This is a genomic window from Maricaulis alexandrii, assembly GCF_005871165.1.
GTDB classification, from domain to species: domain Bacteria; phylum Pseudomonadota; class Alphaproteobacteria; order Caulobacterales; family Maricaulaceae; genus Maricaulis; species Maricaulis alexandrii.
Genome location: NZ_SWKP01000005.1, coordinates 308191 through 322583, shown reverse-complemented (window position 1 = coordinate 322583; position 14393 = coordinate 308191). Strand labels below are relative to the sequence as shown.

Here is a 14393-nt window from a genome sequence, read left to right as displayed (position 1 = left end):
GCAAGTATCAATCACCCGAATGGGTGGGTCGCGCAGATTTCATAAGAGCCGGCACAGGGTAGGGGGAAGGCCGAATGGCCAGTCACGAGCCGGAAAAGCCAGTCGCCAAGGTCAACACAAAGACCCGTCTGGGTTTCGGCCTGGGCGATTTCGGCTTTGTCATGCTGTGGCAGGGCTGCGCGCTTTTCTTGCTGTATTTCTATACGGAAATCGTGGGCCTTCCGGCGCTGCTTGCCGGTGGCATCTACATGGCCGGAATGATCTGGGATGCGATCTCCGACCCGTTCATTGCGACCTGGACGGAACGCAAGGCGCGAAAAATCGGACGCTATGGCGGGCTGGTCGGCGCGGCGGCGTTACCGCTGGCCCTTGCCTATCCACTTCTCTTCACCCAACCCTTTGATGGTCTTCTGCCCGCAGCCCTCTGGGCGCTGGCCACCCATGTCGGTTTCCGGACGGCCTACACATTTGCCAGCATGCCCTACAACACCATGCCGGCCCGGCTGACCCGGAACCCCGGAACCCGAAACACCCTGGCCGCCCTGCGCGTCATCGGGGCCGCCGCGGGCGGACTGATGGCGGCCTTGGCCACACCGGTCATGATCGACGTGCTCAACCTTCAAATGGAGGAGGGACCGGCCTACCTCATCGCCGCCCTGACGCTCGGCGCACTGGCGGGTTTCAGCCTCTGGTCCTGCTCCGGCCTCATGGCCGAACCCGCGCAGGAACCGGCCGGGGACGACAACAGCCAGGGCACGACGGGCTTTCACGCCGACCTGCTTCTCGCTCTGCGCCGCGCGGTGTCCGATCCACGCTTCTCGCGCCTCATGATCATCATGGCTCTGGCGACCCTCAGCTTTGGTCTCTACACCCAGACCGTGCTCTACCTCGTGTCCTATCATTTCCAGCGGCCAGACCTGACCCCGCTGGCCCTGGGCCTTCCCGCACTGATCATGATCCCGCTGGCCCCTGCCTGGGCGGCGCTGGCCCATCGCCTTTCCAAGCCCGCCACGCTCGCGGCCGGATTATTGCTGGCCGCACTCGGCTATGCCGGCCTGGGCCTCGTTCCGCGGGACGCCATCCCGATGGCGCTGGGTTTCATCGCCCTCGCCGCGGCGGGCAATGCCTGTCTGCCCGTCATGTTCTGGTCGCTCCTGCCTGACGCGATCGATGCCCATTCGGACAGGACCGGAACCCGGATCGAGGCCCGCATGTTCGGACTGGCGACCTTCGTCCAGAAAACCGTGTCCGGACTGACAGGACTCCTCATCGGCCTGGCCCTCTACCTTGCAGGACATGAAGCGGGCGGCAGCGAAAGCGTCTCCGAACCGGTCCGACACACCATCCGCCTTCTGTGCAGCGCCGGTCCCGCACTCTGCCTTCTGGCCCTCATCGGCGTGACCTATCGCTATGGGCGCATCCGCGACACGGTCGCCTCACAATGACGGCCGCCGGGACACAAGACCCTGCCGAGCACACATCGCGAGGCTTTGCCCCCGAAGACCTGGCCCAGGTCCGGCTGAGCCAGGCCCAGCTGCTGCGACGGCGGACCGGACAATCCTGCCTGATCATCCAGATCGTCATCATCTATCTGACCGCCCTGATCGCCCTGTCCGGCCAGCCGGGTTTCGCCCTGGTCTGGCTGTTGGTGACATCCGCAATGGTGGGCGTTGTCTACATCTATCCGCGCATCATGGTCCCCGAGGGTGTGACACCGGACCGGCTCAAACGATATCTGACCGGCCATGTCATTATTTCCGGGATCACCGGACTGATCTGGTCCGGTCTGGCGATCCGCTTTCTGGACACCAGCTCCGTCCTCAACCTATTCATCGCCATCAACATGGTCTTCTCGATCTCGGTCGGCGGCATGATGCCCAGTTCGGAATACCGGCCCAGCTTCGTCAGCCTGGCGACCGCGACCCTGGTCCCGTTCAGTGCCTATTGGCTGGTGGAAGTGGATGGCGGTATCCGCCTTATCGGGCTGGGCCTGTTGATCTATTACGGTTTCGGTCTTCTGGTCAGCGCCCGGGCCGAAGTGCAGACACTGGAAAGCCTGGCCGCCGAGCGCAATCGCCGCCTGTCCGAACAGCTGAAGGAACAGGCGGAGAAGCTCGCCCGGGTCAGCGCGGAAAAGACCCGCTTCCTGGCGGCCGCCAGCCATGACATGTCCCAGCCGCTGCAGGCCCAGGGATTTCTGATCGGGGCCCTGCGCAGCCAATTGTCCCAACCGGACCAGCGCGAACTGCTCGACCGGATCGAGGCCTGCTGGCGCAGTCAGCAAAGCCTGCTCCAGGGCTTGGTCGAAGCCGCCCGGATCGAAAGCGGTGGCATTGTGGTGAAACCCGCCATTTTCGATGTTGGCGAAACCCTGTCGCGCCTGGCCGCCGAGGTTTCCAAGACCGCGTCGAACCACCAGATCGATATTTCCGTGGAAGCCGAACCGGCAGCCGTCCGGGGCGATCCACTCCTGGTGGGCCGCATCCTGCGCAATTTCCTGTCCAACGCACTCAAATTCACGCCCGCTGGCGGGCAGATCAAACTCTGTGCCCGACCGTTTGAGCCCGACAGAATGCGCATCGAGATTACCGATACCGGCCCGGGCATCCCGCTCGAGGCCCAGGAGCGGATTTTCGAGGAATACGTCCAGCTCGACCCCGATGCCAGCGACACGCGGGGTCTGGGGCTGGGCCTGTCCATTGTCCGGCAGCTCGCTGACCGGATGGGCGTGGAGATCCTGTTCGACAGCCGGCCCGGAGCGGGGACGACTGCCGGCGTCATCCTGCCCACCGCCGACGCCGAGGCCCTGCCCGTGTCCGATGAGCAGGGCTTTGATGCCTTCCCCGCCCCTCCCTTCATCGTTCTGGTCGAGGATGACAAGGCCGTACGGGAAAGCCTCTCCATCCTGCTGACCGGTTGGTCCTGCCGGGTGATCGCGGCGGATTCCGGACGCGAGGCCCTGGAAGCCCTGTCCTGGGCGCCGGACACGCCCGACATCCTTCTGGTCGACAAACGCCTGAAACAGGGCGAGGACGGGCTCACCGTGATCGAGACCCTGCGGGCTGAAGTCGCCGAAACCGTGCCGGCCATTTTGATGTCCGGTGATATCGACCGGTTCAAGGGCCTGCCGGAGATGGAGGCCCTGGCCCTCCTGTCCAAGCCGGCCGATCCGTTCCAGCTGCGGCGCACCATGCTGGACCTGATGGATTCAGGGCGTGACGCCGCGCCGGATCAGCCGATCAGTCCGAGCGTCTGAGCCGTTCGCACACAGCCGGTCCGGGTGCGCTCGCCCAGGGCTTCGAAGATCGCCTTGAGGTGGGATTTGACGGTGTTTTCGGAGATCTGTAGCCGGTCCGCAATCGCCTTGTTGGTCTCTCCATTGGCGATCAGGTTGAGCACTTCCAGCTGACGGGGGGCCAGGCCCGGCAGGGTCCGGTCCGACGGCGTCAGATAGACCCTTTCCTCATCTGCATCCTCCGGATCCGCATCCAGACTGGGAAAACAGGTCTTGCCCGCGAGGATCGCATCAATGGCACCCAGCAGGACCTCGGAGTCATCGGACTTGTGGACGAACCCCTTGGCTCCCAGCCGCCGCATGTCCGAGATCGGTGGCTCCGTGCCCACACCGGACAGCATGAGCACCCGGCAGCGCGGCGCCTGTTGCCGCAGGCTCGCCAACAGGCTGAGCCCGTTCATGCGCTGCATCACCAGGTCCAGGATGAACAAATCATAGTCAGACGGATGGGCGTCCGATTTCAGGAAGGCAATCGGATCGTCGAACACATCGATCCGGCAATCCGGCCGCAACTGGCCCATCAGCGTCCCGAAAGCCGCCGAGAACAGCGTGTGGTCGTCGATCAAGGCAATGCGGCAAAGGCTCATTCCATCCCCCCGCTTCGTTCATAGCGCCAGCGTCCGGACATGGCCACTCGGCAAACACGCCCGGCCCGAACCAGCCAAGGATGACCAGCCGATCGGATCGCGCGAATTCCTGAAGGGGAAATGGCGGAGAGAGAGGGATTCGAACCCTCGGTACCCGTAAAGGTACAACGGTTTTCGAGACCGCCCCGTTCGACCACTCCGGCACCTCTCCGCACGGGGAAGCGGGGTTTTGGCCGAGGCCTGCGATAAAATCAAGGGGCGAACGCTGTACGACACCGCCGACCGGACAGCTGCCAAAACTCCCGCGCGACCCGCCTGGACAGGCCTGATCGCATTGACTCTGGCTCGCGCATGCGTATAACGCCCGCTCCTGCTCGCGCGGCTTGCCCGTGCGGGCCCATAATTGATGAACAACGCTCCGGGCATACGGAGTGAAGAAAAAGGACCTCGCCAAGCCTGTAAAACAAGGGCTGGACGGGATCGCAAAAAAGGATCGGACGATCATGTTTGCAGTGATCAAGACCGGCGGCAAGCAGTACCGCGTAGCCGCTGGCGACGAAATTCGGATTGAAAAGCTCGAAGGGGCTGCCGGCGACACGCTGGCCCTCGGCGATGTCCTCATGCTTGGCTCCGACGCCGGCGTCACGGTCGGTTCCCCGATCGTTGACGGCGCCCAGGTGATCGGCGAGCTGGTCGACACCAATCGCGCCAAGAAGGTCATCGTCTTCAAGAAGCGCCGCCGCCAGAACTACCGCCGCACCAAGGGCCACCGTCAGTGGGGTTCCCTGGTTCGCATCGCGGAGATCGTGGCCCCGGGCGAAACCGCCAAGACCAAGCTGAAGTCGACCACGGCCGCGCCGAAGTCGGACGCCAAGACCGAAGCCAAGAAGGCTCCGGCCAAGAAGGCCGCCGCTCCGAAGGCCGAGGCCAAGGCCGCGGCGCCGAAAAAGGCTGCTGCCCCGAAGGCCGCGTCGAATGACGACCTGACCCAGCTGACGGGTGTTGGCCCGGCGCTGGCGACCAAGCTGAACGAAGCCGGCATCACGTCCTTCGCCCAGATCGCGGCGTGGTCGGATGCTGACATGGAGACCCTCTCCGAGACCATTACCGGTCTCAAGGCCAAGGCCGAGAAGGGTGACTGGATCAACGCCGCGAAAGCGCTGGCGTCGTAATCGGAGGGCTTAACTCATGGCTCACAAAAAAGCAGGCGGTTCATCCCGTAACGGTCGCGACTCTGAAGGCCGGCGCCTTGGCGTCAAGAAGTTCGGCGGCCAGACGGTCATTCCGGGCAACATCATCGTGCGTCAGCGCGGCACCAAGGTGAATCCGGGTGCCAATGTCGGCATGGGCAAGGACCACACCCTCTTCGCCCTTACCGAAGGCCGCGTGAAGTTTGCCAAGAAATCTGGCGGCAAGGCATTCGTATCGGTCGAACCGATCGCCGACGCAGCCGAATAGGGCAGTCCATGATAGCCGGACTGCCCGCCTAGCGGGGTCCGGAGCGCATGATGCGTGAAAAGGGGAGACGGACCGCCGCCTCCCCTTTTTCTATGCCTTCTCCCCCGAAGGAGCCGGACCATGGGTCCCCGGATCGAGACTGAACGCTGCCTGTTGCGCCTGCCTGACATGGAAGATGCCCCGGCCGTCGCCCGCTATTGCGGAGATTACGATGTCGCCAAAAACACGGCCCGCATTCCCCACCCCTATCCCACGCTGGGCGCGGAAATGTGGGTGCTGATGACGCGGGCGAGCTGGAAACCGCAAGGCAATCAGTCCCTCACCGTGGAGCATGCGGGTGAGGTCATCGGCGGCGGCGGCGTATTCAAGCGTTCAGCAGCGGCCGAATGGGAAATCGGCTACTGGATCGGCAAGCCCTGGTGGGGCCAGGGATTCGCGACCGAGATCGGCCAGGCCCTGGTCGATCTGGGCACGAAAACCCTCGGCGCGACCACGCTGACCGCCGCCCATGCCGACGACAATCCGGCCTCCGGTCGTGTGCTGGAAAAGCTGGGCTTCGCCTATACCGGCAAGACCGGAGAACACTTTTCCATGGCCCGCATGGGGCCGACCCGCTGTTTGGACATGGTGTGGGGTGGGGTCTAAAACATCCCCGGCTCACAAGACCGAATAAACACACTGAACTTTGGCGCCATTCCCTGTATAGACAGGCGCTTCTTCTTGACGCACGCCTTTTGAAAAGACCGCAACGATGAAATTTCTCGACCAGGCCAAAGTCTATGTCCGCTCCGGAAACGGGGGAGGCGGCTGTGTCTCCTTCCGGCGCGAGGCCTATGTGGAATATGGCGGTCCCGATGGCGGCGATGGCGGCAAGGGCGGTGATGTCTGGGTGGAGGCCGTGGAAGGCCTCAACACGCTGATCGACTATCGCTACAAGCAGCACTTCAAAGCCCAGACCGGTCACCACGGCATGGGCCAGAACCGCACCGGTGCCGGTGGCGAGGACGTGACCCTGCTGGTGCCCGCCGGCACGCAAATCCTGGATGAGGACAAGGAAGAAGTCCTCGCCGACATGACCGAGATCGGCCAACGCGTCCTGCTGGCGCGCGGCGGCGATGGCGGCAAGGGCAATACCCGCTACAAATCCTCCACCAACCAGGCACCCCGCAAATCCACGCCGGGCTTTCCGGGCGAAGAACGCTGGATCTGGCTGCGCCTGAAACTGATCGCCGATGTCGGCCTGGTGGGCCTGCCGAACGCCGGCAAGTCGACCTTCCTGTCCGTCGTGTCGCGCGCCCACCCCAAGATCGCGGCCTATCCCTTCACCACGCTCTATCCCAATCTCGGCGTGGTCGATCTGGGTCCGGGATCACGCTTCATTGTGGCCGACATTCCCGGCCTGATCGAAGGCGCCCATGAAGGCGCCGGGATCGGGGACCGTTTCCTGGGCCATGTCGAACGCTGCGCCTCGCTGATCCATCTCGTGGACGGTACGCAGGAAGACGTCGCCGCCGCTTACCGGACGGTTCGCACTGAACTGGAAGCCTATGGCGCCGGGCTCGACACGAAGACCGAAATCCTCGCCCTCAACAAGACCGATGCGATGACCGAAGACGACATCGCCGAGAAGAAGGCCGCACTGGAAGCCGCGTCCGGCAAACCGGTCCGCCTCCTGTCCGGCGTGTCCGGTGACGGGATCAAGGATTTGTGCCGCGAAGCCTGGGATGTCGTCCTGGAGGACCGCGCCGCAGAAAAAGCCGCCGCAGAGGCGGAGGAAAACGGCGGCTGGACCCCGTGACACGCCCCGCCCTGGCCTCGCTGACATCCATTGTGATCAAGGCGGGCTCGGCGCTGGTGCAGGCCGGGCCGGAGGTGCTGTCAGCGATTGCCGCCGACATTGCCCATCTCCGCCAGGCCGGCGTGAATGTGGTTCTGGTCTCGTCCGGCGCCGTCGCCCTGGGCCGGGAAAGACTGGGGCTGACCCAACCCGTGCTCAGCCTGGAACAGAAACAGGCCGCCGCCGCGGCCGGACAACCCCGCCTGGCCGCCGCCTGGGAGGCGGCGTTCGAGCCACATGGGCTGGCCACCGCGCAGGCCCTGCTCACCCTGGATGTGACCGAAAACCGTCGATCCTGGCTCAATGCCCGCGCCACACTGCAAACCCTGGCCGAGCTGGGCGCCATCGCCATCGTCAATGAGAATGACACGATCGCCACCGACGAGATCCGCTATGGCGACAATGACCGCCTGGCCGCCCGCGTCGCCCAACTGATCGGCGCCGACCTCCTGGTCTTGCTGTCAGACATTGATGGCCTGTACGAGCAGGACCCGCGCCTGCATCCCGACGCCCGGTTCATTGCCGACATTCCGCGTATTGATGAGCGCATCCACGCCATGGCAGGCACCGCCAACGCGGCCGCAGCCGTGGGAACAGGTGGCATGCGGACCAAGATCCTTGCCGCCGAGCTGGCCGGCCGGTCGGGCTGCGCCACGGCCATCGCCTTGGGTCTGGCCCCCGAGCCGATCCTCAGCCTGGAAGATTTCGCGCACGGCTCCTGGTTCCACCCGGCCCGATCATCCGCCCGCGCCCGCGAAGCCTGGATCTCCGGATCGGTCAGTCCGGACGCTGCGGTCCGGATTGATGCGGGGGCCGTCTCTGCCCTTCGCGCCGGCAAATCCCTGCTTCCCGTCGGACTGACCGGTATCGAGGGCCGTTTCGAGCGCGGTGACACGATCCGCATTCTGGATTCCGACGGCCGGACCATCGGCCGCGGCGTCACGGCCTACGCTTCTGGCGATGCCGCCCGGATCGCCGGAGCCCGCACCGAAGACATTGAATCCCTTCTGGGATATCGTCGATCCAGCGCGCTGATCCATGTCGACGACCTGGTGCTGGATGACTAACATGCCTTCCTCTGTTCTGCACTCGGAAGCCTTGGCACCGGGACTGCGCGTCGGCCTGCTGGGGGGGACGTTCGATCCGCCGCACCACGGCCATCTCCACGCGGCCCGGACCGCCATGCGCCGGCTGAAACTGGACCGGGTCTGGTGGCTGGTCTCGCCGCAGAACCCGCTCAAGGCCCGTCAGGCGAGCGACCTGGACCGCCGCATGACGCTTGTGTCCGAACTGGCCCGCGATCCCGGCATGGTCGTCTCCGATATCGAGGCGCGGATCGGAACAACCCGGACCATCGACCTTCTGCACCATTTGCGAACCCGCAAGCCGGACGTGAAATTCGTCTGGCTGATGGGCGCGGACAATCTGTCCGGCATCCATCGCTGGGCGCATTGGCAGGGCGTGTTCGCATCATGCCCGGTCGCCGTGATTGCCCGCCCCACGGACGCTGTTCGCGCCCGCCTGTCCCCGGCAGCCCGCTATTTTGCCCATGCCCGCATCCCGGAGAGCGCGGCCGCCACCCTGGCAGACCAGGAGGCCCCGGCCTGGACCTATCTGACGGGACGCTTGCATCCCCATGCCTCATCCGATATTCGCCGGGCCCGCCAGCAAACCCGCTGAACATGTCTCGTCGAGAGACGCAAAGCGTGCTATGAATGGCGTATTGTTTTGGATGTCAGAGAGGACACCAGCCCTGTCTACGGAATTATCGCCCCGCAAGGAGCAGGAGTCGGCCGCCGCCGTTCGCGTCACCGGTGATGATACGCATGTCGAAGAACTGGAGACCCTGGTTCTCGATTCACTGGAAGACGACAAGGCCGAAGACATCGTCGCGATTGATCTGCGCGGCAAATCTTCCGTCACCGATATCATGATCGTCGCCTCCGGGCGGTCGGCCCGGCACGTGAACGCGCTGGCCGATCATCTTGTGCGCAAGCTCAAGGAACACGGTACCGGCAAGGCCCGGGTCGAAGGCATGCAGACCTGTGACTGGGTGCTGATCGATGCCGGTGATGTCATCGTCCACCTGTTCCGTCCGGAAGTGCGCGGTTTCTACAATCTGGAAAAGATGTGGTCGGTCGAGCCGGAAGCCACGGCGTCCTGACGCCGGCTTCGGGACCTGCCGCGTGAAACTGCGTATCGCCGCGCTCAGCCGGATCAAGTCCGGCCCCGAGCGCGAGCTCGTCGACACCTATATGGATCGCTGCACCGCCACCGGGCGCCCCATCGGGCTGGGCCCGCTCAGCGAGACCGAGATCGACAATCGCGCCCTCAAAACGTCCAGCGATGAAAGCCGGGCCCTGGCCCAGACCCTGGAGCCGGGCGCCAAGCTGATCCTGCTGGATGAGCGCGGCAAGGCCCTGTCCTCCCGCCAATTCGCCAGCCAGATCGAACGCTGGCGGGATGAGGGTGCACGCGAAGCCGTCTTCTGCATCGGGGGCGCTGACGGCCATGACCGCACTGCCCTGCCGCAACCGGATCTCATGCTGGCCTTCGGCCCTGCGGTCTGGCCGCACAAGCTGGTTCGGGTCATGCTGGCCGAACAACTCTATCGCGCCGTCTCGATATTGGCAGGCTCGCCCTATCATCGTGATTGAGCGTTAACCCACGCCGCTCTAGCTTGCCGTCATGCTCAGCCTGATCGCTGCCCTTGCCCTGGTTCAGACCCAGCCGGCTCCGCCTCCGGACCCGGAGGAAGCGGCGCGTCTGGAGCGCGAGGAACAGCAGGCCGCGGAACGCGCCGCCGCCATGCGCCGCCAGGCTGAGGAAATGGCACAGGAAATTGCGCTCATGCAGCGCCAGCTTGTCGAACTGGGCCAGCGGGTGGGGGCCAGTGAAAATGCCGCCCTTGAAACCGAACAGCGCTTGGCCGAACTGGGCCGCGAGGAAAACGAACTCCTGTCGCGCCTCAATGAGGACCGCGAGGCCCTGATGGCCTTGCTGGCGGCAATCCAGCGAATTGAAAGCCAGGCACCTCCGGCCATTCTGGCAGCCCCCGGCGATGCCGCCGATGCTGCCCGGGCCGCCGCGTTGATGGCCGATGTCGCGCCCGCCCTGCGCGAACGGGCCGATGCCCTGGCGGAACAATTAGCCCAATTGCGTACCCTGCGCGCCGACATCGAGGCCGAGCAGGCCAGACTGGCCTCCACCGAGGACACGCTGGCCGCCCAGCGGCTGGAGCTGGAAGTCCTGATCGCGGAACGCCGCGGGCTGGAGGCGCGTCGCCGCAATGAAGCCGTGGAATTGCTGGCCGTCGCCTCGTCAGCCGGAGAGCGCGCCCGCTCCATCCGCAGCCTGATCGGCGAATTGTCCCGCATGGCCGAGGTGACGCCCAATCTCAGTCCGCGCCGCCTGGAAGTCACCGATGCCATCCCGGCCCCGCGCATGCGGCCGCCGCGTGACATGGTCGCAGCACGGGCACCAACAGCGCCGCTGCAGACTTTGCGCTTTGCCGATGCGCGCGGCCGGCTCCAGGCTCCGGCGCGCGGGGAAATCACCCGGCGTTTCGGGCATGTGGCCGAAGATGGCACACGGTCTGACGGAATTTTCATTCGGACACGGCCCAGAGCGCAGGTAGTCTCGCCTTTCGATGCCCGCGTGGAGTTCGCGGGACCGTTCAACACCTACGGCGGTCTCTTGATACTGAATGTCGGGGATGACTACTATATCGTGCTGGCTGGCATGGCGGTGACCTATGCCTCTGTCGGTCAGAGCGTTTTGGCAGGGGAACCTGTCGGTGCCATGCCGGATCAGTCTCAACCGGCACCGGATTTGTATCTGGAACTGCGACGAGACGGCGATGCGATCGATCCGGCCCCTTGGATCCGGACAGGCGCAGAGGCCGGTTAAGGATATCGCGCTCAAAGGACGCGAGTACGCATGCGTATCAATGTCTTCGCTTCCATGGTCGCCTTTGCTGTCGGCGCCGTGGCCATTGCGGTGTCAGCCGAGGGTAGCCAGGAAGACCGGACGGAAACCTTCCGTCAGCTGGAACTCTTCGGCGATGTGCTCAGCCGGATCGAGTCGGACTATGTCACCGACACCGACCAGGCCGAGCTGATCGAAGCCGCGATCGAAGGCATGTTGACCTCGCTGGATCCGCACTCCGTCTACCACAATCCCGACAGCTACGAGGATCTGCGCGTCTCCACCCGCGGTGAATATGGCGGCCTGGGCATGGAAGTGACCCGCCGGGAAGACTTCATCACCGTCGTCTCCCCGATCAGCGAGACTCCGGCCGAGCGCGCCGGCCTGCGCACCAATGACCGCATCATCGCCGTCGATGGCGAGAGCATTATCGGCGTGTCCGTCGACGAAGCCGTGGAAATGATGCGCGGGGCCGTCGGCGAGCCGGTCACCATCACGATTTCCCGCTCTGACGAGGATCCGTTCGACGTCACCCTGGTCCGCGACACGATTCCGCTGCGCACCGTGGCCACCCGTATCGATGAGGGCGTGCCTTATATGCGGATCGCCGGCTTCAATGAGCGCACCACGGAAATGGTCCATGAAGGCATTACCGAGCTGCAGGAAGAATACGGCGCGGAGCTGCCGGGCCTGATCATCGACATGCGCTATAATCCGGGCGGTCTACTGGACCAGGCCATCGGAGTGACCGATGTCTTCCTGGATGGCGGCGAAGTCGTCTCCACCCGCACCCGCGATCCGCGCGAGACCCAGCGTTACAATGCCCGTCCGGGTGACCGGCTGAACGGCGCGCCGATCGTGATCCTGATCAATGAGGGCTCTGCCAGTGCGGCCGAGATCGTGGCCGGTGCCCTGCAGGACCGCGAGCGGGCCGAACTGGTCGGCATGACGAGTTTCGGCAAGGGCTCGGTCCAGACCATCATCCCGCTGCGCGGCGGCCGTGACGGCGCGCTGCGCCTGACCACGGGCCGCTACTACACGCCGGCCGGCCGCTCCATCCAGGCCACGGGCATCATCCCGGACCTGCAGATCTCGTCCTGGGAGCTGGAAGACAGCGATCCCGAGCACAGCGCACCGCAAGTCTCCTCCGAGGCCGACCTGCCGGGCGCTCTGGAGAATGAGAATGGCGAACATCGGGCGGATACGGATGTGGCCGCTGTGGAACAGCCGCCAGCCGACTGGCCCGAGGATGAGGATTACCAGCTCAGCCGGGCCCGGGAGGTCCTTCGCTCGATGATGGAGAGCCAGCAGGCCGCCCTGCAGTAAGGCGACAAATCGACAAACGGCGTTAACCGTTTCTTTCAGGGGTTTCGGCATGCTGGGGCGTGAGAGGGTGTGCCCGGACGGGCGCACCGACACGCCAATTGCCACAGGCCTGCGCCGCAATGCCCACCGCTGTCCTTCGACACGCCCAGCCGCTGCTGACCGTTCGCGCCCCGATTTTCGCCGGGATCGCGACCGCTGGCGTTCTGGCACTGATCCTGGCCGGTGTAGCCGTTTTTGGTGAAGCCAATACGGAATTGCCGGCAGCGCGCGGCCGTTTTGACCCGACGCCGATCATCACGGCAGAGGCCGGCCACGACACCGGCACCGGTCACGAAACCGCAGGCGCCCCGATCCGCTTCCTCGAACCGGACGAAGCCGACGACATCACGCTGGACGGCGTCGATGACGGGTTTGAAACCCCGGCCGCCCGGCCTGGGGCCGGCTCCGACCCGGCCGATGCCGAGGCGCGCAATGCGGCTGCCAGTCATGCCGCCCCCGCCGCCAATCCGAATGCCCTGCCCCGGGCACCGATGGCCGGCCTGACCGAACCGGGTCCCGGCGGTCCCCTGCCCAAAATTGGCCCGGACGGTACGCGGCCGTCACGGGCCTATGCCCGCCCCTTCCACGGGGATCCGAGCGCGCCGACGATCGCCGTCGTGATCGGCGGCATGGGTCTGAACACCGCCGTCACCCAGGCCGCGATCGACGAGCTGCCGCCGGAAGTGGCGCTGTCCTTCGCCCCCTACACACGCGACCTGCAGGCCTGGATCAACCGGGCACGCGAAGCCGGTCATGAAGTCCTGATCGAAGCGCCGATGGAGCCCTTCGACTATCCCAATAATGATCCGGGCCCCCACACCCTGTTGGCCGACGGCTCCTCCGAGGAGAATGCCCGCCGCCTCGCCTGGGTGCTCAGCCGCGCCACGGGGTATTTCGGGGTGACCAATTATCTCGGTGCCCGCTTCTCAGCCTCGCCCGATGCCCTGAGCGATGTCTTCGACCAGCTCGAACATCGCGGTGTGGCCTTCCTGCATGACGGCGCCGGACGCCGCGCCACCATCGAGGGCGCTGCCCGCTCGGCCGACCTCGAATACGCCATTGCCGACCGTATCCTGGACGAGGACCTCAGCCCCGACGCGATCGATGAGCGCCTGCTGGCCCTGGAAGCCCTCGCTCTGCAGAACGGGGCCGCCCTCGGGTCTGGCTTCGCCTATCCGGCCACGGTCGACCAGATCCGTGACTGGACCGCCGGCCTGGACCTGCGTGGCTATCAGCTGGCGCCGCCCTCCGCCGTGATGGCACGCCGCCGTCTGGAAGCGCGACTGGCGGATGAAGCCCGCGCCCATGAACCGCGTCAGGCCGAGCCCAACCGGGCGCCGGTGCGCACGAATGTCGGCCCGCAACACGGGGGCGGTGCCTCCGAGGATGACGGTCACGGTGCCGCGGCCTCCAGCGGCCACTGATGGCGGGCGAAGATCCATATCCGCACCATCGGCCGAATGTCGGCATCGCCCTGTTCAATGCCAAGGGTCAGGTCTGGCTCGGCCGGCGTGACGGCACGCCGGGCCCCTGGAACTGGCAATTGCCCCAGGGCGGCATTGATGCCGGCGAAGACGCCCGTGTCGCGGCCCTGCGCGAGCTCGAAGAAGAAACCGGCATTCCCGGCCGCTCCGTGGAGATCATTGACGAGATCCCCGGCTGGATTGCCTATGACTATCCGCCGGATGTCCGCGAGGACCCGCGCTTCCACAAGAAACGCCATCTCGGCCAGAAACAGCGATGGTTTGCCCTGCGCTTTCATGGCGAAGACAGTGAAATCGATCTCGCCTGCCATGCCGAGGTCGAATTTGATGCCTGGCGTTGGGGCGAGCTGGCCGAAATCCCCGACCTGATCATCCCCTGGAAGCGGGATGTCTATGTCCGGGTGGTCGAGGCGTTCCGGCCATGGGCCAAGTCCTGACCA

At 65.2% G+C, this 14393-nt stretch carries 15 protein-coding genes and 1 tRNA gene; 14 read left to right on the top strand and 2 right to left on the bottom strand.

Annotated features, from left to right (window positions below; genetic code table 11):
• The first annotated feature begins 74 nt into the window (after positions 1-74).
• Both FCS99_RS04995 and FCS99_RS04990 read left to right on the top strand, forming a co-directional pair.
• Positions 75-1445, top strand: coding sequence for an MFS transporter (locus FCS99_RS04995; protein ID WP_138510973.1), 1371 nt, complete (start codon positions 75-77; stop codon positions 1443-1445).
• Complete coding sequence (locus FCS99_RS04990) at positions 1442-3256, top strand: hybrid sensor histidine kinase/response regulator (protein WP_138510972.1); 1815 nt, start codon at positions 1442-1444, stop codon at positions 3254-3256. Before FCS99_RS04995 ends, FCS99_RS04990 begins: the two co-directional genes overlap by 4 nt.
• Here FCS99_RS04990 and FCS99_RS04985 read toward each other — a convergent pair.
• Positions 3232-3882, bottom strand: coding sequence for a response regulator (locus FCS99_RS04985; RefSeq protein ID WP_138510971.1), 651 nt, complete (start codon positions 3880-3882; stop codon positions 3232-3234). The genes FCS99_RS04990 and FCS99_RS04985 overlap by 25 nt on opposite strands.
• Before the next feature lie 121 nt (positions 3883-4003).
• Positions 4004-4093 (bottom strand) — tRNA-Ser (locus FCS99_RS04980).
• 292 nt (positions 4094-4385) lie between these two features.
• Here FCS99_RS04980 and FCS99_RS04975 point away from each other — a divergent pair.
• The 12 genes from FCS99_RS04975 to FCS99_RS04920 all read left to right on the top strand — a co-directional run bounded on the left by FCS99_RS04975 (position 4386) and on the right by FCS99_RS04920 (position 14390).
• On the top strand, positions 4386-5054 hold the full coding sequence (locus FCS99_RS04975; protein ID WP_138510970.1) for a 50S ribosomal protein L21: 669 nt from the start codon (positions 4386-4388) through the stop codon (positions 5052-5054).
• A gap of 16 nt (positions 5055-5070) precedes the next feature.
• Positions 5071-5340 carry a 50S ribosomal protein L27 gene (gene rpmA, locus FCS99_RS04970; RefSeq protein ID WP_138510969.1) on the top strand — a complete coding sequence of 90 codons (270 nt, stop codon included), beginning with the start codon at positions 5071-5073 and terminating at the stop codon, positions 5338-5340.
• A gap of 120 nt (positions 5341-5460) precedes the next feature.
• Positions 5461-5985 (top strand): GNAT family N-acetyltransferase, encoded by a 525-nt coding sequence (locus FCS99_RS04965; RefSeq protein WP_138510968.1) that lies wholly within the window; start codon positions 5461-5463, stop codon positions 5983-5985.
• Positions 5986-6091: 106 nt separating this feature from the next.
• On the top strand, positions 6092-7138 hold the full coding sequence (gene obgE, locus FCS99_RS04960; protein WP_138510967.1) for a GTPase ObgE: 1047 nt from the start codon (positions 6092-6094) through the stop codon (positions 7136-7138).
• On the top strand, positions 7135-8244 hold the full coding sequence (proB, locus tag FCS99_RS04955) for a glutamate 5-kinase (RefSeq protein WP_138510966.1): 1110 nt from the start codon (positions 7135-7137) through the stop codon (positions 8242-8244). The genes obgE and proB overlap by 4 nt, the downstream gene beginning before the upstream one ends.
• Position 8245: 1 nt before the next feature.
• Positions 8246-8857 carry a nicotinate-nucleotide adenylyltransferase gene (locus FCS99_RS04950; protein WP_138510965.1) on the top strand — a complete coding sequence of 204 codons (612 nt, stop codon included), beginning with the start codon at positions 8246-8248 and terminating at the stop codon, positions 8855-8857.
• A gap of 52 nt (positions 8858-8909) precedes the next feature.
• Positions 8910-9341, top strand: a complete 432-nt coding sequence (gene rsfS, locus FCS99_RS04945) for a ribosome silencing factor (RefSeq protein WP_138510964.1) — start codon at positions 8910-8912, stop codon at positions 9339-9341.
• Between the two features lie 22 nt (positions 9342-9363).
• Positions 9364-9834: a 23S rRNA (pseudouridine(1915)-N(3))-methyltransferase RlmH gene (gene rlmH / locus FCS99_RS04940; RefSeq protein WP_138510963.1), complete on the top strand. Its 471-nt coding sequence runs from the start codon at positions 9364-9366 to the stop codon at positions 9832-9834.
• A gap of 31 nt (positions 9835-9865) precedes the next feature.
• Positions 9866-11086: a murein hydrolase activator EnvC family protein gene (locus tag FCS99_RS04935; RefSeq protein ID WP_138510962.1), complete on the top strand. Its 1221-nt coding sequence runs from the start codon at positions 9866-9868 to the stop codon at positions 11084-11086.
• A gap of 30 nt (positions 11087-11116) precedes the next feature.
• Positions 11117-12430: a S41 family peptidase gene (locus tag FCS99_RS04930; RefSeq protein ID WP_138510961.1), complete on the top strand. Its 1314-nt coding sequence runs from the start codon at positions 11117-11119 to the stop codon at positions 12428-12430.
• 119 nt (positions 12431-12549) lie between these two features.
• Positions 12550-13893: a divergent polysaccharide deacetylase family protein gene (locus FCS99_RS04925; protein ID WP_138510960.1), complete on the top strand. Its 1344-nt coding sequence runs from the start codon at positions 12550-12552 to the stop codon at positions 13891-13893.
• Positions 13893-14390, top strand: coding sequence for an RNA pyrophosphohydrolase (locus tag FCS99_RS04920; protein ID WP_138510959.1), 498 nt, complete (start codon positions 13893-13895; stop codon positions 14388-14390). Before FCS99_RS04925 ends, FCS99_RS04920 begins: the two co-directional genes overlap by 1 nt.
• Positions 14391-14393: the final 3 nt, after the last annotated feature.